Annotated in this window: 15 protein-coding genes; 1 reads left to right on the top strand and 14 read right to left on the bottom strand. The window is 41.1% G+C overall.

The window, feature by feature from the left end; translation table 11 throughout:
- Positions 1 to 1,056: 1,056 nt before the first annotated feature.
- The 9 genes from sucD to sdhC form a co-directional block, all read right to left on the bottom strand.
- Positions 1,057 to 1,947 carry a succinate--CoA ligase subunit alpha gene (gene sucD, locus FTU17_RS01935; RefSeq protein WP_168379215.1) on the bottom strand — a complete coding sequence of 297 codons (891 nt, stop codon included), beginning with the start codon at positions 1,945 to 1,947 and terminating at the stop codon, positions 1,057 to 1,059.
- Between the two features lie 13 nt (positions 1,948 to 1,960).
- Complete coding sequence (gene sucC, locus FTU17_RS01930; protein WP_078192988.1) at positions 1,961 to 3,127, bottom strand: ADP-forming succinate--CoA ligase subunit beta; 1,167 nt, start codon at positions 3,125 to 3,127, stop codon at positions 1,961 to 1,963.
- A 180-nt stretch (positions 3,128 to 3,307) separates the two neighbouring features.
- Positions 3,308 to 4,738 carry a dihydrolipoyl dehydrogenase gene (gene lpdA, locus FTU17_RS01925; RefSeq protein ID WP_180113894.1) on the bottom strand — a complete coding sequence of 477 codons (1,431 nt, stop codon included), beginning with the start codon at positions 4,736 to 4,738 and terminating at the stop codon, positions 3,308 to 3,310.
- 60 nt (positions 4,739 to 4,798) lie between these two features.
- Positions 4,799 to 6,016, bottom strand: a complete 1,218-nt coding sequence (gene odhB, locus FTU17_RS01920) for a 2-oxoglutarate dehydrogenase complex dihydrolipoyllysine-residue succinyltransferase (protein ID WP_078192990.1) — start codon at positions 6,014 to 6,016, stop codon at positions 4,799 to 4,801.
- A 16-nt stretch (positions 6,017 to 6,032) separates the two neighbouring features.
- Positions 6,033 to 8,855 (bottom strand): 2-oxoglutarate dehydrogenase E1 component, encoded by a 2,823-nt coding sequence (locus tag FTU17_RS01915; RefSeq protein WP_111884450.1) that lies wholly within the window; start codon positions 8,853 to 8,855, stop codon positions 6,033 to 6,035.
- Positions 8,856 to 9,651: 796 nt separating this feature from the next.
- On the bottom strand, positions 9,652 to 10,359 hold the full coding sequence (locus tag FTU17_RS01910) for a succinate dehydrogenase iron-sulfur subunit (RefSeq protein WP_078189905.1): 708 nt from the start codon (positions 10,357 to 10,359) through the stop codon (positions 9,652 to 9,654).
- A 14-nt stretch (positions 10,360 to 10,373) separates the two neighbouring features.
- Positions 10,374 to 12,272 (bottom strand): succinate dehydrogenase flavoprotein subunit, encoded by a 1,899-nt coding sequence (gene sdhA / locus FTU17_RS01905; protein ID WP_180003914.1) that lies wholly within the window; start codon positions 12,270 to 12,272, stop codon positions 10,374 to 10,376.
- Positions 12,273 to 12,284: 12 nt separating this feature from the next.
- Complete coding sequence (sdhD, locus tag FTU17_RS01900) at positions 12,285 to 12,650, bottom strand: succinate dehydrogenase, hydrophobic membrane anchor protein (protein WP_078189907.1); 366 nt, start codon at positions 12,648 to 12,650, stop codon at positions 12,285 to 12,287.
- On the bottom strand, positions 12,650 to 13,048 hold the full coding sequence (sdhC, locus tag FTU17_RS01895) for a succinate dehydrogenase, cytochrome b556 subunit (RefSeq protein ID WP_078192993.1): 399 nt from the start codon (positions 13,046 to 13,048) through the stop codon (positions 12,650 to 12,652). The genes sdhD and sdhC overlap by 1 nt, the downstream gene beginning before the upstream one ends.
- Positions 13,049 to 14,075: 1,027 nt before the next feature.
- On the opposite strand from sdhC, the gene gltA reads away from it, so the two are divergent.
- A complete protein-coding gene (gltA, locus tag FTU17_RS01890) occupies positions 14,076 to 15,353 on the top strand; it encodes a citrate synthase (RefSeq protein ID WP_078189909.1) in 1,278 nt (425 codons plus the stop codon).
- 333 nt (positions 15,354 to 15,686) lie between these two features.
- On the opposite strand, the gene FTU17_RS01885 is transcribed toward gltA, so the two are convergent.
- The 5 genes from FTU17_RS01885 to FTU17_RS01865 all read right to left on the bottom strand — a co-directional run bounded on the left by FTU17_RS01885 (position 15,687) and on the right by FTU17_RS01865 (position 22,461).
- Positions 15,687 to 17,327, bottom strand: coding sequence for a flavin-containing monooxygenase (locus FTU17_RS01885; RefSeq protein ID WP_373684043.1), 1,641 nt, complete (start codon positions 17,325 to 17,327; stop codon positions 15,687 to 15,689).
- Entirely contained in the window at positions 17,324 to 18,190 is an 867-nt protein-coding gene (locus FTU17_RS01880) for an SDR family NAD(P)-dependent oxidoreductase (protein ID WP_180134579.1), read from the bottom strand. Before FTU17_RS01880 ends, FTU17_RS01885 begins: the two co-directional genes overlap by 4 nt.
- A gap of 12 nt (positions 18,191 to 18,202) precedes the next feature.
- Complete coding sequence (locus tag FTU17_RS01875) at positions 18,203 to 19,159, bottom strand: metal-dependent hydrolase (RefSeq protein WP_180134578.1); 957 nt, start codon at positions 19,157 to 19,159, stop codon at positions 18,203 to 18,205.
- Positions 19,160 to 19,396: 237 nt separating this feature from the next.
- Positions 19,397 to 20,836, bottom strand: coding sequence for a VWA domain-containing protein (locus tag FTU17_RS01870; RefSeq protein WP_180134577.1), 1,440 nt, complete (start codon positions 20,834 to 20,836; stop codon positions 19,397 to 19,399).
- The gene (locus tag FTU17_RS01865) at positions 20,824 to 22,461 is read right to left on the bottom strand and encodes an AAA family ATPase (protein ID WP_373684042.1); all 1,638 of its coding nucleotides are present in this window, start codon (positions 22,459 to 22,461) and stop codon (positions 20,824 to 20,826) included. The genes FTU17_RS01870 and FTU17_RS01865 overlap by 13 nt, the downstream gene beginning before the upstream one ends.

Raw genomic sequence — 22,461 nt, 5'->3', positions numbered from 1 at the left:
GAATAATTCAAGTGAATTTGTTTGAAAGAAGAACTTTAAAAGCTTTATTTTCACCCGATAAAATACCCATAAAACAAGAGGAAGCTCAAATGAGCTTCCTCTTGTGAAAAATTGTGGGACAGCAGTGGTGTCCGCACTGCTTTTTTTATGGCTTAGATACTTGTACTTATGGGCATACAATCTCCCAAAGAAATGAACAACATTTTCTGTCTTATCAGAGCGCTTTTAATGGTTTCTGACATTTATATTTCGCATCACAGCCTGATGTTAAATCAATGAACAAATGGCGTATTTCATAAAAATACTCATTTAGAAGCTATAGAGCAAACAGCATAAAATTATGAAACAAAATATTTAAAATCAATTAATTGATATATCCTTCTCATCTTACAGAATAAGATATTTACTTCTATATATTCAGCTCGATAACATTTTGTTCTATCTATTGTTTTTATAAAACTTGGAAATTGCTTATTAAATTGAAAATAGGGCCTAACAAGGTTTTTGCACTTCAAACCATCAACTAAAAAATAATAGCTGACTATAGATGTATATGCTCATGTAGATTTTCTTAAAAAAATTTCATCACTGAGATAGCAAATTTCACCAATTTTAAAGCTCCCCCTTCTCATATTCCTGATCTACCATCCTTTGTATAAGGCTTGAGAAAATTACAAATAAAATAATTTCTATTGAAAATATTAGGCTTCATCCAAGTAAAAAAGCTCTTTGATGATAAAGATCCATTAAAAATCTCAATTAAATTAGTTATTTTCCCTAAAATCAATATACTGCACGCTATACGAAATTATTTTTAAAAATCATAAACCTATGACCATCCCCGCAATCATCACATATTCGGATTATTATGTGTTCTTTACATTTCATAGTTATTGAACAACCAATATTCCATCCGTTTATGCAGCGTCACTGCACCCCAAAGCAGAACACATAGCCATGCCCTTATGGCTTTTGCATAGCGGCTGAAATACGCTTTTTTTGCGTAAAAAAAAAAAGAGAATCCGAAGATTCTCTTTTGATGTTTAAGTATGGCGATTAAACCAAACCTTTGCCTTTCAGCACTTCGTACATGGTCGAACCTAATTCAGCAGGACTACGGGTATAGGCCATTCCGGCTTTTTCAAAAGCAGCAAATTTCTCTTCTGCTGTACCTTTACCGCCCGAAATGATCGCGCCTGCATGTCCCATACGTTTACCTTTTGGTGCAGTCACACCCGCGATATAACCGACAACAGGCTTAGTTACATTCGACTGGATATATTCAGCCGCTTCTTCTTCTGCTGTACCACCAATCTCACCAATCATGATGATCGCTTCAGTTTGCGGGTCGTCTTGGAACAGCTTTAAGCAATCAATTTGGTTCATGCCCGGAATTGGATCTCCCCCAATACCGATACACGTCGACTGACCTAGACCCAGCTTCGTGGTTTGCGCTACAGCTTCATAGGTCAGAGTCCCTGATCGCGAGATAATGCCGATTTTACCCGGCTGATGAATATGCCCCGGCATAATACCGATCTTACATTCACCCGGAGTAATAATCCCTGGACAGTTCGGACCAATTAGACGTGCATTATTACCATAGGTTTCTAGGTAACGTTTAGCTTTTAGCATATCGAGTGTCGGCACACCTTCCGTAATCACAACGATCAGCTCAACACCTGAATCAATCGATTCAATAATTGAATCTAGGACAAATGGTGCCGGTACATAAATCGAGGTTGCCGTTGCACCCGTTTCACGTACAGCTTCTTTCATGGTATTGAATACGGGTAGATTCAAATGTTGTGTGCCGCCTTTGCCCGGAGTCACCCCACCGACCACTTTTGTGCCGTAAGCAATTGACTGTTCAGAATGGAATGTGCCGTTTTTACCGGTAAAACCTTGTACCAATACTTTGGTGTCTTTATTAACTAATACGCTCATGATCTCTACTCCCTTAGCCTTTTACCGCAGCAACAATTTTTTCTGCAGCATCAGCCAAGCCATTTGCAGAAATCAATTTCAAACCTGATTCATCAAGTAATTTTGCGCCCAACTCTGCATTGTTCCCTTCTAAACGGACAACCACAGGTACAGTCACATTTACTTCTTGAACCGCTGCAATAATTGCTTCAGCAATCATGTCACACCGTACAATCCCGCCAAAAATGTTGATTAAAACCCCTTGTACAGAGCTATCTGCCAAAATGATTTTAAAGGCTTCAATTACGCGTTCTTTGGTCGCGCCACCGCCTACATCTAGGAAGTTTGCAGGTTGACCACCATAGAGTTTAATGATGTCCATGGTTGCCATCGCTAGGCCAGCACCATTGACCATACAACCAATATTGCCTTCTAAGGCAACATAGTTCAAATCAAATTCTGATGCTTTCAGCTCACGCTCATTTTCTTGCGTTTTATCGCGTAGTGCTGCGATTTCTGGTAAACGATACAAGGCATTCGAGTCGATACCAATTTTTGCATCCACACATAAAATCTCGCCATTTTCACGTACGGATAACGGGTTAATTTCAAATAAGGCAAAGTCATTTTCAATGAATGCTTGATACGCAGCAGACATGATTTTGACAAATTGATTCACTTGACCATCTTTTAGGTTTAAAGCAAATGCCACTTCACGCGCTTGGAATGGTAACAATCCCACTAGAGGATCTACTTCAACTTTAATAATTTTTTCAGGCGTTTCTTCTGCAACTTTCTCAATTTCAACACCGCCTTCAGTCGATGCCATAAAGGTCACACGACGGCTAGAACGGTCAACTACAGCACCTAGGTACAATTCACGCTCTACTGGATAAACATCTTCAGATACCAAAATACCGCTGACGGGTTGACCTAATGCATCTGTTTGATAAGTGACTAAGCGTGAGCCGACCATTTGGTTCACATAATCAGTGGCTTCTTGTGCAGATTTTACGACTTTAACGCCGCCCGCTTTACCACGACCACCTGCATGGACTTGGGCTTTTAAAACTGCAAACTTACCACCCAATTGCTCAAAAGCTTTGACTGCTTCTTCTGCGGTTGTTACAAATACGCCTTCTTGGACTGGCATACCATATTTTTTTAATAACGCTTTAGCTTGATATTCGTGTAGATTCATTGAACAACCTTTTACTGTTTTTTCGCTTTGTTATGACCCATTAAAGCCCAGACATCCGTCAAAGCAGCTTTAACCTTTTTAAATCTTAAAATATTTCTTATCTTTATTTTTAGATGATTATTCAAATTAAAACAACCATCTGAAACAAAAAAGAGCGGCCTAAGCCGCTCTTTTTACATCTTATTTACGTTTACGCTGAATCGCGTGAATTGCACGTCCATCGACTGCAAGTGCAGCTTCGTGAACGACTTCGGAGAATGTCGGGTGACCGAAAGTCATTAACTGTAGGTCTTCAACACTTGATACAAACTCAAGTGCGATCATACCTTGGTGTACGATGTCAGACGCTGCAGGTCCAATCACGTGCATACCGAGTAGACGATCTGTCTTCGCATCAGCAACAAACTTAACAAAGCCTGCGTTTTCACCAGCAGCCATTGCACGACCATTCGCAGCAAAGCCAAATTGACCAGTCTTCACTTCATGGCCTTTTTCTTTCGCTTGCTCTTCTGTTAAACCAACCCACGCCGCTTCTGGGTGTGTGTAGATGACAGAGATGATTGTGTCGTAGTTCACTTGAGCTGCGTGACCGTGCATACGTTCAACAGCCATTACGCCTTCTTCCATTGCTTTATGTGCAAGCATTGGACCACGTACCAAGTCACCAATTGCGTATACGCCTTCAACCGAAGTTGCACACCAATCGTTTACTTCAACTAGACCGCGTTCAGTAAGTTTAATGCCTGAATCTTCAGCCAATAAACCTTCTGCATATGCTTTACGGCCAACACAAACGATCAACTTATCGAAAGTTTGAGTTTTGTCTTCGCCACCTTGCGTGTACTTAACCGTAACTTCACGGCCATTCACTTCTGTACCAGCAACTTTAGCGCCAACACGGATATCAAGGCCTTGTTTAGTCAATACTTTTTGGTAGTCTTTTGCCAAAGCTTTATCAGCCATTGGCAAGAATGCATCCATTGCTTCAAATACAACAACTTCAGAACCAAGACGACGCCATACTGAACCAAGTTCAAGACCAATGACACCCGCGCCGATTACGCCAAGACGTTTAGGCACTTCTGGGAACTCAAGCGCACCAGTAGAGTCAACAATAATGTCTTGGTCTACAGGAGCAACTGGAATATTGACTGGCACAGAACCCGATGCAAGGATTACATATTTAGGTTCTAAAATTTGAGTTTCACCTTCGTGAGATACAAACTCAACTTTCTTACCTGCAAGTAATTTACCTGTACCTTTTAACCATTCGATACCATTGCCTTTAAGTAGGCCATCGATACCCATCGTCAATTGGTTAACAATTTTGTCTTTACGATCAAGTAATTTTGCAAGATCAAATTTCACTTCACCTGTTGTAATACCGTGGTCATCTAAGTGATGAACGGTATCTTCATAACGGTGCGATGAATCAAGTAATGCTTTAGATGGGATACAACCCACGTTTAAGCAAGTACCACCTAAAGATGGTTTACCTTTATGAATACGTTTTTCAATACAAGCTACTTTAAAGCCTAATTGAGCAGCGCGGATAGCAGCCTCATAACCACCAGGACCGCCACCAATAACAACTAAATCAAATTGAGACATGTGTATCTCCAAAAATGGGCTTAGAGGATCGCTCTAAGCCCATTGCATTATTCTGAAGTATTAAAGATCAAGGATTAGCTTAGCTGGTTCTTCTAACAACTCTTTGATTGTTACAAGGAAGCCTACTGCTTCTTTACCATCGATTAGACGGTGGTCATAAGAAAGCGCTAAGTACATCATTGGCAAGATTTCGACTTGACCATTTACAGCCATAGGACGTTCTTGGATTTTATGCATACCCAAAATCGCTGTTTGTGGCGTATTTAAGATCGGTGTAGAAAGCAATGAACCGAAAGTACCACCATTAGTAATAGTGAATGTACCGCCAGTCATATCTTCGATACCCAATTTACCATCACGCGCTTTACCAGCGTAAGCACGGATACCGTTTTCAACTTCAGCATAGTTCATGCGGTCAGTATCACGAAGAACTGGAACCACTAGACCACGGTCACTTGATACAGCAACACCGATGTCGTAGAAACCGTGGTAAACGATGTCATTGCCATCAATCGAAGCGTTTACAGCTGGGTAGCGTTTAAGTGCTTCAGTTGCCGCTTTAACGAAGAATGACATGAAGCCAAGACGTGCACCATGACGCTTTTCAAAAGCATCTTTGTATTGCGCACGCATTTCCATGATTGGTTTCATGTTTACTTCGTTGAACGTAGTCAACATTGCTGTTTCTTGAGTTGCAGCAAGTAGACGTTCAGCAACACGCTTACGAAGACGAGTCATAGGAACACGTTTTTCGATACGTTCACCAACAGCAACGCTTAATGGCGCAGCAGCAGGAGCAGCTGGTTTAGCTTGGTGGTTAGCAACATCTTCTTTAGTGATGCGACCGCCACGGCCAGTGCCAGCAACGTCAGCAGCAGCAATACCAGACTCAGTCAATGCTTTACGCACTGCAGGAGCTTGATCAGCAACAGGTTGAGCACGTTCAACAACAGGAGCAGCACCCGCTTGAGTTTGCGCAGCAGCTTGTTCTACTTTCTCTTCTGATTGAACAGCTTGAGTTTGAGCAGCGCCAGAAGCAGCACCTTCTTCAAAAGTCGCGATCACTTCGTTCGATAAAACTGTATCGCCTTCGTTTTTAACAATTGCAGAAATCGTACCGTCAGCAGGAGCTACAACTTCTAAAACAACTTTATCTGTTTCAATATCACAAATCACTTCGTCACGTGATACTGCTTCACCTGGTTGTTTGTGCCAAGTTGCAACTGTACCGTCAGCAACTGACTCTGGGAATACCGGTGCTTTAATTTCGGTTGCCATTATTAAGAATCTCCTGTTATTCAGCTACGATAGCTAAAGCATCATTTACGAGCTGAGCTTGTTGTTTTGCGTGCAAATATGGTGAACCACAAGCCGGTGCAGCAGAAGCTTCACGACCTGCATAACTAATACGAACTTGTTTGCCCGCTTTCATCACGTCGTCATACAGACGCGGAGCGATGAATAACCATGCACCTTGGTTCTTCGGTTCTTCTTGAGCCCAAACCAATTCTTTAACATTTGGATATTGTGCAAGAACTTCAGCAAGACGTGCTTCTGGGTACGGATACAATTGTTCAATACGAACGATTGCTGTGTTGTTCAATTCTTTTTCACGACGTTTTTCAAGTAAGTCGTAGTAAACCTTACCACCACAAAGCACTAGACGAGTTACGTCTGACTTGTTGATGTTGTCGATTTCGTCGATCACAGTTTGGAATGAACCATTTGCAAGTTCTTCTAATGTAGAAGTTGCAAGTTTGTGACGAAGAAGAGACTTCGGTGAAGTCACGATCATTGGTTTACGGATTGGACGAAGTGCTTGACGACGCATCGCATGGTAAATCTGCGCTGGTGTAGTCGGTGTGATCACTTGCATGTTTTCTTCAGCACATAGCTGTAAGAAACGCTCTAAACGAGCTGATGAATGCTCAGGACCTTGACCTTCAAAGCCATGTGGAAGAAGCATAGTCAGACCGCATACACGTTCCCACTTAGTTTCGCCAGACGCGATGAACTGATCGATTACAACCTGTGCACAGTTTGCGAAGTCACCAAATTGCGCTTCCCAAATGACAAGGCTCTTCGGAAGAGTCGTTGCATAACCGTATTCGAATGCAAGAACCGCCATTTCTGACAATAATGAGTCATAGATAGCTGTACGTGGTTGGTTTTCTTTCAAGTTACATAATGGAATGTAAGTTGAACCATCTACTTGGTTATGAAGTTTTGCATGACGGTGTGAGAATGTACCACGACCAACGTCTTCACCTGTTAAACGAACAAGGAAACCTTCATCTAGAAGAGACGCGTAAGCTAATGTTTCAGCAGCACCCCAGTTCAATGGCATTTCACCAGTCTGCATTTTCAGACGGTCATCAATCACTTTAGCAACCTGACGTTGCATCACGAAGCCTTCTGGAAGCTCGCGCATTTTCGCACCAAGCTCTTTTAGACGTTCGATTGGGAAAGTGGTATCCCATTTGTCTGTGTATTCGTGGCCTAGGTAAGGTTTCCAGTCCACAAACATTTTTGTATTTGGCTCAAGTACCAACGCATTTGCAACGTGTTTACCTGCTTCAAGGTCAGAACGATACTGTTCAACCATTGCATCAGCAGAAGCACGATCAAGAACACCTTCTTGTACAAGCTTGTCAGCATAAAGCGTACGTGTAGTCGCTTTTTTATTGATGATTTGATACATCATTGGCTGAGTTGCAGCTGGCTCGTCGGCTTCGTTATGACCACGACGACGGTAGCAGAACATATCGATTACAACGTCTTTACGGAATGTATGACGGAAATCGTGTGCCAATTGAGAAACAAATAATACAGATTCAGGATCATCACCGTTCACATGGAAGATCGGTGCTTGGATCATTTTCGCGATGTCAGTACAGTATTCTGTAGAACGCGCATCACGTGGGTCAGACGTTGTGAAACCAACTTGGTTGTTCACGACGATATGAACTGTACCACCCACGGTATAACCGCGAGTTTGTGACATTTGGAAGGTTTCTTGGTTTACACCTTGACCTGCAAATGCAGCATCACCGTGAACGATGATTGGTAATACATCATCACCACCGATATCTTTACGACGTACTTGACGTGCGCGTACAGAACCTTCTACTACAGGTCCAACGATTTCTAAGTGTGATGGGTTAAACGCTAATGCCAAGTGAACTTCGCCACCCGGAGTCATGACGTTTGAAGAGAAACCTTGGTGGTATTTAACGTCACCAGAGCCTTTTTTATGCAGAGATTTGCCTTCGAACTCACCAAATAGATCAGCTGGGTTTTTACCCATGATGTTTACAAGAAGGTTTAAACGGCCACGGTGAGGCATACCGATAACCACTTCTTTACAACCTACCGAACCCGCACGTTGAATAAGTTCATTCACCATAGGAATGAAAGATTCACCACCTTCAACACCGAAACGTTTCGCACCAACGAATTTGTTACCAAGGTATTTTTCTAGGCCTTCAGCTGCAGTTAGACGTTCAAGGATATGTTTTTTCTGGTCTGCAGTGTAGCCAAATTGACCACGAGTACCTTCAAGGCGTTGTTGAATCCAACGTTTTTCTTTTGTATCAACAATGTGCATGTATTCAACACCAATCGAAGCAGTATAAGTTGCTTCCATTGCTTGAACCATTTCACCAAGTGTTGCTTCAGATTTACCGATTGCAAGGTTACCTGTATTAAATACAGTGTCTAAGTCAGACTGCGTTAGACCGTGCGCAGCAAGATCTAGATCAGGCACGATTTCACGTTTTGCAAGACCAAGTGGATCTAATTTTGCGTTTTGATGACCACGGTTACGGTATGCAGCGATCAACTGTAATACACCGATTTGACGGCGTTCATGCTCAGAACTTACTGCACTTTGCACTACAGGCTGAACACGGCTTGAATTACGGCCTAATAATAGGAATTGCTCACGTACATTGCTGTGTGGTTGATCACCTTTCGGGAATTTATCGAAGTATTCACGCCAATCAGCCTCTACTGAGTCTGGAGCCGTTAGATACTGCTCATAAAGTTCTTCAATATACGCTGCACTGTCAGCGCTAAGTTCAGTGTCAAGACGCAGTGCGTCAGCAACTTCTTGCATTTGTGGACCCATTTCCTATTGCAAAACATTTCAGGATGCTTTTTAAGCGAACCCATGATTAGTAATGTCAAATTGGTAATATGACATTAGTCCCCATTAGGCTTAAGCCTTGAGGCGTTATCACTACATTAGGATTACCCAATGTGATTAATGAACAATAACGCCCTCAGCGGCATCATTACTCATTGAGAAATACCCGACATAAATCGGGCAATTTTTGCAAATCGTCTTAGAAAAAATAAAATTTGCACCATTATCTTTTCTAAAGCGACTTTATTAACATTTATATACCGTCTACAGCGCTTAAATTGTAGAAAAAATGTACCCAATTCAAAGTCATTTTTCACATATAGTGATGCTTTAAATGCTAACACGTTCGAGCATTTTCAATTGATTTTTTTGACACATACCTCTCATAAATTAGCGAAATACACTGTTTGTATTTTCATCTATGATATGGTGCTACATATAAAATGATCTTTCAATTAAGACAAAAGTCTACGTTCGATTTTTACCTCATCTCATATACAAAAACAAAAGAGAGCTGACATTCCTATCCTCTCTCTTTTTACTACGTTACATAATAACATCTTCTAATCCTTTTGACAGACTTGAACGAGCGTTTCATCAATAAATAACCATTTATCTATCACTTTATACTTTTAATTCACTACGTTTCTATGAAATCCATTTATAGCACTCTGCAATGACAGTGAATAACTTTCACTATCATCACTTTTATATATGACAAAAAAAAGCGCACCCAATGGTGCGCTTCTTTTTACTGCTAAATCTATTAACCTAGATCTAAAAGCATATTACGGATGTGACCGATTGCTTTAGTTGGGTTAAGACCCTTAGGACATACAGATACACAGTTCATGATACCTTTACAACGGAACAATGAGAATGGGTCGTCAAGACGAGCCAAACGCTCTTGAGTTGCTGTATCACGAGAGTCAATGATGAAGCGATATGCGTTCAACAATGCTGATGGACCCAAGAACTTGTCTGGGTTCCACCAGAATGATGGGCATGAAGTTGAACAACATGCACAAAGAATACATTCGTACAAACCATCTAAATGTTCACGCTCTTCAGGAGACTGCAAACGCTCTTTAGGAGGCGCAGGCTGATTGTTGATTAGGAACGGATGGATTTTATTGTACTGATCGTAGAACTGATTCATATCTACAACCAAATCTTTAATTACTGGAAGACCTGGAAGTGGACGAATTGTGATCACTTCTGGTAAGTCGTTTAGGTTCCAAAGACACGCCAAACCATTTTTACCATTAATGTTTACACCATCAGAACCACAAATACCTTCACGACATGAACGACGGAATGTTAATGATTCGTCTTGAACTTTTAATGCTAGAAGTGCATCAAGCAACATACGATGCTTATCAGTCAACTCTAGTTTAAAAGTTTGCATGTACGGAGCTGCATCCTTATCAGGATCGTAGCGGTAGATATTAAATGTACGAGTACCTCTACTCATCTTACTTCTCCCAATTAGAATGTACGTGGTTTAGGCGGAATAGCATCTACAGATAAAGGCTTGTAACGTACTGGTTTGTACTCAAGACGGTTATCTACAGAGAACCATAAAGTGTGTTTCATCCACTCATCATCACGACGACCGTATGGGTAGTCAGCATGATCAGGTGGTAATTCAAAATCTACCACTGTATGCGCACCACGACATTCTTTACGTGCAGCCGCAGAAATCAGTGTCGCTTTTGCAACTTCATACAAGTTTTCAACTTCTAGAGCTTCAACACGTGCTGTGTTAAATACTTTAGATTTGTCTTTCAAGTGAATGTTGCGTACACGTGGTTCGATCGCAAGAATCTGTTTCACGCCTTCTTCAAGAAGTGCAGATGTACGGAATACACCAGCATGGTCTTGAACGATGTCACGGATTGCATCAGCAACTTCTTGAGCATTTTCACCAGAAGTAGATTCATCAAGATGACGAACACGATTCAAAGTGTTTTCAAGAACAGTTGTAGGTAATGGAGCGTATTCATCACCATGGTGTTTAGTTACGTAGTCAACAATATGTTCACCAGCAGCTTTACCAAATACAACCAAGTCAAGCAATGAGTTTGTACCTAGACGGTTTGCACCATGTACAGATACACATGAACATTCACCGATTGCATAAAAACCTTTCACTGGTTTAGTGAAATCACGGTCGCCCGCGTTGTGTGAGTACACATCAGTTTCTTTGTTGTAGTTCGCAACCAAAGCTTCAGTTTCACGAGAAACAGGAACAACCACTTGACCATGAATGTTTGTAGGAATACCACCCATTTGGTAATGGATTGTAGGTACTACAGGAATTGGCTCTTTAGTGATGTCAACGTTCGCGAATTTCTTACCAATCTCGAATACAGATGGAAGACGTTTCATGATTGTTTCAGCACCAAGATGCGTCATATCAAGCAAGATGTAGTCTTTCTTAGGACCACAGCCACGACCTTCTTTAATTTCTTGGTCCATAGAGCGTGATACGAAGTCACGAGGTGCCAAGTCTTTAAGTGTCGGAGCATAACGTTCCATGAACGGCTCACCAGCATCGTTACGAAGGATCGCACCTTCACCACGACAACCTTCTGTCAACAATACGCCTGCGCCCGCAACACCTGTTGGGTGGAATTGCCAGAATTCCATATCTTGTAATGGAATACCTGCACGAGCTGCCATACCAAGACCGTCACCAGTGTTGATATAAGCGTTAGTAGATGCACGGTAAACTCGACCAGCACCACCAGTAGCAAACAATGTAGCTTTACCTTGGAATACTGCAATTTTACCCGTTTCTTGGTCAATTGCTGTCACACCAAGTACATCGCCTGCTTCGTTACGGATCAAATCAAGTGCGATCCATTCTACGAAGAATTGAGTACCCATTTTCACGTTGCTTTGATAAAGCGTGTGAAGAAGTGCGTGACCTGTACGGTCGGCAGCAGCACATGCACGTGGAACTGGCTTTTCACCATAGTTCGCAGCATGACCACCAAACGGACGTTGGTAAATTGTACCGTCAGCGTTACGGTCAAATGGCATGCCTAAGTGTTCAAGTTCATATACAACTTGAGGCGCTTCACGAGTCATGAACTCAATTGCGTCTTGGTCACCTAACCAGTCAGAACCTTTAACTGTGTCGTAGAAGTGGTAGTGCCAGTTATCTTCTTGCATGTTACCAAGAGATGCACCAATACCACCCTGCGCTGCAACAGTGTGCGAACGAGTTGGGAATACTTTAGTCAGTACAGCAACTTTCAAACCAGCTTGAGCAAGTTGGTAAGAAGCACGCATACCTGAACCACCACCACCAACGATGACTGCATCGAAAGTTAGGTGTGGAATATTTGTGTAATCTTCTTTAGGGGTTATAGCGCCCATGATATTTTCCTATCAATTTGCCCAAAAAATCTGGATCGCCCAGATCGCGTATGCAAATACTGCAACAATCACTGCAGAAGTCAGCACTAAACGCAGACCGTTTGCTGAAGGACCCATTTGACGAGTAGTCACATAGTCAGTGAATACTTGCCACATACCAATCCAAGCATGCGCAACAAGAGATAAGACAGACAATAAAGATAAAATCTTCATTGGTGTTGTCATCATAAAGCCATACCATTGCTCAAAAGTGAATCCGCTATTGCAAAGGATCCAGCCCAGCACAACAATAGTATAAACAGCCAATACAACGGCACTTACACGTTGGATAAACCAATCGCGTGAACCTGATCCTGTTAAACCTGTAGCACTTTTCATTAGAGAACAATCCATACAAATGCTGCAACAATACCGATTGCAGACAAGATCAATGAAATAGTAGCTGCGATACGACCACTTTGAAGTTCTTCAGCAACGCCAAGATCTGCAAATAGATGCTTGATACCACCAATAAGGTGATAAATTAAGCCGGCTACAAATACCCATACGACAAAACGCACAATAAAGCTATCAAACACAGCTTGAACTTGCGCAAAACCTTCAGGTGAAGATAAAGATTTGTCTAAAATCCAAAGAAGGACCGGTACGAGTAAAAATACGATAACACCTGATAGACGGTGTAAAATTGATGCAATAGCCACAGGGGATTTTAAGTTTACGTCTAAAACTTGACCCATGGACAAATTGACAGGTCTGTTGCTTTTCACAGCGGGCATCCTGTAAGTAAAAACTCCATCCGGAGTTTGTTGGAATTAATTCGTAGGAAAGCTAGCATAGTCAGACATTACAATATAATAAACTCTGCAGCTGTCTGATCTTATAAACGACAGGGAATTATAAAACGTGAACTTTCAAAACACAAACGAAGACAATTAGGAATTTTGCAAAATATCCTTAAATAAGAATCATTAACAATAACTTTTCTAAAAAAAAATACCTTATTTATCTAAGAAAATCATACTATGTTGTTGGTTTTAATCAGTTAAATGTAAATCCCACTTATTGTTTTTGTGTGTATATGGCGATTTAAACTTTTAGACTAAAGATGAACAAATCTAAATCTTTCTTTTCCCACTACATTTTAAAATCTTCCAACACATTCGCCAAGCCATAATCATAAAAATAAATGTGCATCATTTTCTCAAATAATAAAACTCAAAGATCATGAAACGAAAGAAGTACTTAGTCTGTGCATAAAAATCTCAGCAACAGCAAATCTGTTTAATAAAACGCCATTTTTTACCTCTCCAATGACAAAAATGATCATTTATTAAGCTTTTAAAGGCGTTTAATTAACTATTTTTTAACCAAACGAACTTTTTTTTAAGTACGATTAAGTCGTTTTAATTATGAATAAGAAAAAAGCAATTTAGAGCCACAGATGTGTGTAAGTTACGAAAATTATAATAATTTAATGAAATAGCGGTCTTGTAATTCATATTTGTTTCAGAGTTTTTAAGAATTAAAAATTGCTTACAATTAAGGCAATAGGCTTTTTTTAATCTGCACCTCCCCTGCAATTTGACTTATTATACTGCGTCGGCACTGTGATTTTACTCATTTTTTAAGCGGATGAATTGTGCTTCATTCCAAGGAATGATCCTCAATTTATATCCATAAGTATAATTGACAAAATTTCAGTTCCCTCTAATCTTAGAGCAAATTTTTGATCTGTCTGATTCTCGCATTAAAAGATTAGTACTGAGTCAGATAAAACATTCACCAGGACAGGAGATCTATTGAATGTCTGAAGCAACTGGCAAAAAAGCCGTTTTACAGCTTGATGGCAAAGAAATTGACTTACCAATTTACAGTGGCACTCTAGGCCCAGATGTAATTGACGTTAAAGATGTGTTGGCCGCAGGTCACTTTACTTTTGATCCTGGTTTTGTCTCAACGGCTGCTTGTGAATCTAAAATCACTTTCATTGACGGCGGTAAAGGTGTTCTTCTACACCGTGGCTACCCAATCGACCAGCTTGCTACTAAAGCAGACTACTTAGAAACTTGCTACCTTCTTTTGAACGGCGAGCTTCCTACTGCTGAACAAAAACAAGAATTCGATGCTAAAGTTCGTAACCACACTATGGTTCACGATCAAGTTGGCCGTTTCTTCAATGGTTTCCGTCGTGACGCTCACCCTATGGCGATCATGTGTGGTGTTGTTGGTGCGCTTTCTGCGTTCTATCACAACGGTTTCGATGTTGAAAACATTGACCACCGCGAAATCACTGCTATTCGCTTAATCGCTAAAGTTCCTACTTTAGCTGCTTGGACTTACAAATACACAGTAGGCCAACCATTCGTTTACCCACGTAACGACTTAAGCTACGCAGAAAACTTCTTGTACATGATGTTTGCTACTCCTGCAGACCGTGATTACAAAGTTGACCCTATTCTTGCTAAAGCAATGGACCGTATCTTCACGCTTCATGCTGACCACGAACAAAACGCGTCTACTTCTACAGTACGTCTTGCTGGTTCTACTGGCGCTAACCCATACGCATGTATCGCTGCGGGTATCGCGGCTCTATGGGGACCTGCTCACGGCGGCGCGAACGAAGCTGTTCTTAAGATGCTTGATGAAATCGGCACTGTAGAAAACGTTGCTCCGTTCATGGAAAAAGTGAAAACTAAAGAAGTTAAACTTATGGGCTTCGGTCACCGAGTTTACAAAAACTTCGATCCACGTGCGAAAGTAATGAAAGAGACTTGTGACGAAGTGTTAACTGCACTTGGTATCAACGATCCACAACTTGCTTTGGCTATGGAACTTGAACGTATTGCGCTTTCTGACGAATACTTCATCAAACGTAACCTATACCCTAACGTAGACTTCTACTCAGGTATCATCCTTAAAGCGATTGGTATCCCAACAGAAATGTTTACTGTAATCTTCGCTCTTGCACGTACTGTTGGTTGGATCAGCCACTGGTTAGAAATGCACAGCGCACCTTACAAAATCGGTCGTCCTCGTCAGCTTTACACTGGCGAAACTCAACGCGATATCCAAGGTCGTTAATTCGAAAGAATTGTGCGAATCTAAAAACCGTCCCTTTGGGGCGGTTTTTTTTATGCAGCTAGATTTATTTTGCACTTTAAAACAGACCCATCTGACTGATTTTTCAACTCAATCATTAGATAAAACGATGCCTCACAAGTTATAAAGTATACTGTTTATTGCTGAATGTATTTTAAATCGCCATTTTCTAGAAAATCTCACACTGCTTCATCAGATATCGTCATAAAAAAGCCTAATTCCACGTAGAAATTAGGCTGTAAACAAAAGGTTTAAATATTGATGATGCTTTATTTTAGCTTATAAAGTTAAGTAACTTTTATTAAGCAACCTTCTCTAAGCAACCGACTCATAGTCTGTCAAGTCCACCTGTTTAAGACGCTGCTTTAACTGTTTCAGTGACCACGGCCAAGCTGCAAAATTGCGTCCATTGGCATCTAAGTAATAGCTCTTACAGCCGCCACTATTAAAGACTGTAGTCTGTAAATGTGTCTGTACTTTTGCATTGTGATACGCCAATACATTTGGCTTAATTTCAAGCCGTTGTATCTTCTCTTGTTTCATTTTCACCAAGGCATCGACGATATACCCAACCTGTGCTTCTGCAATCCCAATGAATGAATCATAGACCAAAATATTTGGCCCGAGCACCAAGAAGGCATTGGGTACTTGCGCGATACTGGTACCCAAAAACGCTTCAGGAGAACTGTTTTTCCAAAGTTCTGACAACAACTCCCCTTTGGCATTTTTTACACGTTGCCCAATCGGTGGATGAGAAACTTCAAAACCTGTGCCCCAAATAATGACATCGACTTCATGACGTTCACCATTCGCAGCAATGACGGTATTACCATCAATTTCGACTAAACCATGTGGTACAAGTTCGACATTTGCTTGCTGCAAAGCCGGATAATAGTTATTGGCAAATAAAAGACGCTTACAGCCAATAGAAAAATTTGGTGTTACTTTTTCACGTAATTCAGCATCTTGAATTTGTGTTTTCAACAACTGACGACCCAAATAATTCACAGGCTCTAACAGTGAAGGATTACGCAGTCCTAAATTAATGCCATTTAATATACCGGCCACACTTTTGCGCCAAGTTTCTTGTACAGTTGGAAAGCGGGTAATGATGCCTTTCGCACGGTCATTCAGTGGTAAATCTGCTTTTGGTAATACCCATGGCGCAGTCCGTTGAAACACCACCACATTTTTGGCAATAGGTTGAATCTGAGGAATAAACTGAATCGCAGATGCCCCCGTACCAATCACGGCAATACGTTTATCTTTTAAATCATAGGCATGGTTCCATCGCGCAGAATGGAACATTTCACCTTCAAAGCTTTCAATACCTTTAATTTTTGGAATTTGCGGTTCAGTAATCGGCCCAGTGGAAAAAATCACAGTTCTTGCCGCATACTTACCTTTACTGGTCTCCAATTGCCATTGCTTTAATTGCTCATTCCATTCCGCTGCCATTAATTCACAGTTGAACTGAATGTTGCGATACAGCGCATGCTGCTCCGCAACATCTTCTAAATAGTTCAGAATCTCAGGTTGCTTGGCAAATAAATGACTCCATTTATGACTCGGCGCAAATGAAAACGAATATAAAGCAGAAGGGACATCACATCCACAACCTGGATAGGTGTTGTCGCACCATGTTCCTCCCACGCGATTGGCTTTTTCTAAAACTACATAATCGGTATAACCCCGTTCATTCATTTGATGAGCAGCAGCTAAACCGGATATCCCCGCACCAATCACAATGGTATCGTAGACACGCACTTGATTTTCTACGCTTGGTTTTTCTAGGCTAGGCTCTGACTCTGCTTGGTCTTGTACTGCTTTTTTTGCTTTGGCAGAAGACGATGCAGGACGACGAGCGTTGGTATTCGCGGTTGGCTTTTTAGTCTGAATTTTCTCTTGATCTAATGCTTTTACATCTTCGTCATGTAATTGTGTCGGCATGTTCATGCTTTTGCTCCCGACTTTTTAATATAGTTGTTAAATATGGGATAACCCACCCCCAATAAGCGGGTATAGGTTTGCGGGGATAGACGCTTTAACCACCAAAATAATTTGGCATCAGGTTGCGGAATGGTATACAACTTCCCTGCATCTAAATTATTCAATGTCAAATTGACTACATCGTGACTCGTCGTAAATGCATGATTCATCAGCAATTGATCGGCTAAGCCTGAATATCGATTGGGTAAGCGACCATTTTTCATAATATTGGTTGGCACCAAGGTTGGGCACAGCACATTCACACGGATATTTGCCGATCTGAGCTCTGCCGATAAAGTTTCAGACAATGCCAACACACTCGACTTCGTCACGTTATATGCTGTCATTTCTGGTGCAGCAGTATATGCCGCAGCAGAAGCAACATTAATAATCGCGCCGCCCTGCTTATTCTGTTTCAGCTTAGGTACAAAATAATGGCAGCCATGCACCACACCCCACAAATTGACATGCATACACCACTGCCAGTCGTCTAAACTCAGTTCATCAAATTTACCACCCAGCCCGACGCCTGCATTGTTGATCACTAAAGTCACAGCGTGTCCCATCAACTGCTCAGCTTGCTCTGACAGTGCTTTAACTTCTTCAGCCTTACCTACATCACACTGCACCGCATAAGCATTGGATGAGGTCATGAATTGAATTTGATCCACCGTTTCTTGCGCGGCTTCTAAATGAATATCGGCACAGACCACTGTTCCGCCACGACGAGCCAACTCCAAAGCAAAGCTCCGTCCAATACCACTGCCTGCACCGGTGACGACCGCATAGGCGTTTTCACTTGGCTTGTTCTTTTTTCCAAATAGACCCATGGTTTTGTCCTTTTATCGTTTTAATGCTAGGGTAAATTCTTTGACAAAATAAGGTGTCAACACGCCATCAACAGGGTTCAACAAGCGCTTTTTGTAATATTCAAGAAATGCAGAAGTGTCATGATCATTCGGGTGAAAACTTGGTCGTAAATAATCAAAAATATGCCCGAGGCTACTGCCATAGACCCCATCTTTTAAACCGAAAATCAGTTGAAAACTGCGCGGAACATCCTTCCAGTAACTTAGGCTAATCAAGTTCGATGGCTTTCTGTAGAAAGGGACAATCGAAGCACCAATTGAAATCAAACCCAAAATGGTAATTAATGCAGGGAAAAAACCGGCAATACGTAAAGCATAATTACCTGATAATTCTTGATAAACATCATAGGCAATGTCTTTATGTTCTGATTCTTCCAACATATGCCACATCCAAATGGCGCGTTGCTTTTCATCAATTGATCTAAAGAAAATTTCCTCATGATTCATCATGTATTCCGCAAGTACTGCGGTGAAATGCTCAATTGCTGCCATTAAGGATAATTTCATTGGCTGCGGCATACGCTCAATGCCATAAGCAAAGACATAATGTTCTAATTTTCTAAAAAATTGCACAGGCAGATTTCTTGCGCGATACGCTTCATTCATTTCTTCATGCATGCGTGAATGAATGGCCTCTTGCCCAATCAACGACGTGACACGTTGTCTTAATACAGGATCTTGAATAAAGTCCCGATGAAAACGAGCGATATCGATCACCAAATCTTCGCCACGGGTTAAGAAAATAGACAATGACGCAAAATAAGCACTGGCCAATTCAGCATTCATATAAAATTTTGGATCAATTTTTTCTGGCTCAAAATCAAATTTCATATGACGAATAGGAACAACGGCAGACTGTTTTGTTGGGTCAAAGACAGGGCCTGCAAATACGCGTGCTAAAGTTTTTTTTATCGGTTGAAAAGCGCTCATGATTTTGCTCTCAATTTGGGTGTTTCCCCTTCATTGACTTCATGTCGATTGAAGTAAAAACACATAGATTGAGGATCAAATTAAGTGAGATAGATCACTAGACCATTAGCAAAACCGACCTCTCGATTTGCAAAAATGCTCAAATATTTTCTTTGTCAGACAATCTTTAAAACATCGATGCTGTATGGCTCAAAAGCTTATCATTAAAGGTCATGGCGTATTTTTTGTGAGGGACGATTATTGGATTTTTTGCACTTCACCAGTCGCAGATTGATAGACCCATTGATGATCAAACAGACTGTCATCTAAATGATCCAGTTTAAAATTACCAATCGCCACAGCGTAGAATCCATTGCCCTGCTGCTTAAAATGTGTGATCTCTTGCATGAGTTCTTCAGTCAGTTGACCCATTATAAAGTCGGAAATTACCACCACATCGGCATGTACAAAATTCGGTTGTTTCAGCATGTCCACGGCATGATTCATCGCAGGGATAATATCTGTTCCCCCATGAAATGACTGCCCTAAAAAGTGAATGACATCATCCAAAGCGCTGTTATGCTGTAAATTCAGCGCGGTTAAATTGGTCGAGAAATTCACCAAATACATCGCTCGCTTTTCTTTCAGCGCTCGAATGGATAAATATAGACAAATCGCTTTGGAAATCAGTTCAGGTTGTCCATTCATTGAGCCACTGGTATCTAAGCAGACAATCATCGGGCCTTTTTGTCCGACTCGACGCTGCGTATGGCGTTGGTCTTCGATAACCCGTCCTTGTTGCTGCCCTTTTCGATTAAAACTCATCAGGTTAGATTCTAAATATTTTAAATCAAATAAAACCTGCAAGTCTGGATCTGCTAACAGCGCCAATTCGCTAGGTAAAGCCATACTGAGCTCTTGTGCTAATTTAATTCCAGTAATTTCCTCTTGCGCCATTGGGGTGTGGATGAGCTGCTGTGGCTCTTGTTCTAACTGAGCAGAAATTCGCTTACGAGGCATATTCGGCTGTGCACTTCCGATCATTTGACATAGACGTTTAAGCGCCCGATCTTGCTCGAGATAATTGGCCCATTGCTCAAAGTTTTGTACATCGTGTTCAGTCAATTGCCCTTTGGAATAGTCTAGAAAAATCCCGGTTTCAAACCCGACGCTGTCATGGTGCTTGACCATTTTCGACAATGTCGCAAGAAAATCTTTGATTTCATCTAAAAAGGCATCTCGTTGTAAACGGAGCTGTTCAAACTCCCAATGTGCAATGGCTTCGGTCAATTTGCGCTGCCATTTGCCTTTAAATAGCTCTATTTGTAATTGACGCTGCTGCTCAGTCAGCAACGACTGTTGGCTCTGTTGCCACATTTCAGTGAATTCAGGAATCCCCAAGGTTTGCATGAAGGCGGCATATTCAGTGTGGAATTGAACAAAATCACCCTGCTCCCAATGCTTTAACGCAAGCCAATGTTCCAATTGCTGCTGCACCACTGCAAAGGGATGCTGCTGATCTAAACTCGACTTTGCCTGAAAGGCCCATTCCTGAATTTTTTGATCGAGCTTTTTTGCCACTTTATGATCATCCAACCAATGTTTTAAGCTGGATTGTTTTAATTCATCATAAAACTGCGAACTTAATTCATCGAGTGCCGATTGGGTTTGGTGTCTTGTCGGTTTTAATTGCGACATAACTGTTCCAGACGCTCACAATCTTGCAACTGCAACTGATATCGTGCCAATTGCTGCTCAATAGATTGAATCAAATGTTGAATATCCTGTTCAGTGACAAAGACCGATTTAAACTGATGTTTTTGACTGTTAAATCGTTCCGTTAACAGTTCCAATTCTGTTTGAAACTGTGCTTTGAGCTGTTGAACTTCGTGTAACAGCTCATATTGGCTTTGTGCTGAAAGAGAGCTGCGTGGACTACCTTTGGTATGTTTTATATACGGCGTCACCACTTCTTCTAAGCCGTAATAGCCACCTTTTAACGTACACACTCTTGAACCATTAAAATTACATACGATGCCACGCACTTCTTCACCGGTATCATCTAAGGCAAAGAAGTCCTTTTTCGTATCCATTTTATCCAGTTCGAGATACAACACTTTATCTTTATAGTGTCGATCTAGATTAGTCACTGCACGCAAGTAGTCAATGCCATGAATTAAATAACTCTCATACACATCATCGGTATAATAAAAATGATTGAGCACCCGCTGTTCAAGTGCATCCTTCTCTGCCACATGCTGTTCGAATTGCAAACCGTAATTTAAGCCATTTTCAGCCAATACTTCATCTATCTGCTGCGATACAAAACCAATGTCTTCAGGCTGATTCCACAAGCAATGTTTTAAAATCAATAGATCACTCAAAATCACCGATGGACGATCATTTAAAAATGCACAGGCTTTGACTAAATAAGCCACACGTTGCCAACGACGGTCAGAGACATAGACCACGTGATCTTCAAAGTTATGATTGAGTCGTGTTTTAAGTTGATCAAATAGATTTAAAATCGATTCGGGTAAATCCACCTGATAAATCTGTTCCCGCCAATCTTGTAACTCTGCTTTTGTTATTTTTAAAGTTGCATCGACTTCAACACTGACTTGACTCGGTTTGGCCTGTAATAGTGCATGGAAGTTTTCTGCAATAGCAATCGGCGGCACTTCTAAACGCAAAATAAAACGATCATACAATGCATCTAGACCTTGATTTGGTTCGGGAATTTCATTCGATGCACTAACCAAAACATTCAATGGAACTTTTTGGACAATGTCACCATTTTTAAAACTCCGCTCATTCACCAAGGTCAGTAAAGTATTTAAAATCGCAGGGCTGGCTTTCCAAATTTCATCTAAAAATGCAAAATCTGCCCGTGGTAAATAATGTTCTGTTTTACGAATATATTGATCTTCTTTTAAGGCTTTAATTGATACCGGTCCAAAAATTTCTTCCGGCGTACTGAAACGATTCATCAAATATTCAAAGTAGTCATGGACTTCAAAAGCCGAGGCGATTCGACGCGAAATCAAACTTTTTGCTGTACCGGGCAAACCATATAAAAAGGTATTCATGCCCGCAACACCAGCCAACAAACTCAAAGCAATAATCTGCTCACGTTCATACATATTTTTGCTGATTTCAGAAATTAAAGTATTGATCCGTGCTTGCATCTGACTATCTGTTTGACCGAAAACTAAATTGTAACGCCCTAACCGATTTTTCGCTGTAGCAGATGCAAAAATATCGCTTTTTAAATACAGCGCAACAGTGCGATATCTTTTTTTCAGGTTATAGTTAAACTGCAC

This window comes from Acinetobacter sp. YH12070, from assembly GCF_013419625.1.
Taxonomy (GTDB): domain Bacteria; phylum Pseudomonadota; class Gammaproteobacteria; order Pseudomonadales; family Moraxellaceae; genus Acinetobacter; species Acinetobacter amyesii.
The sequence above is the reverse complement of the archived record's forward strand: the minus strand, read 5'-3'. Positions and strand labels throughout refer to the sequence as shown.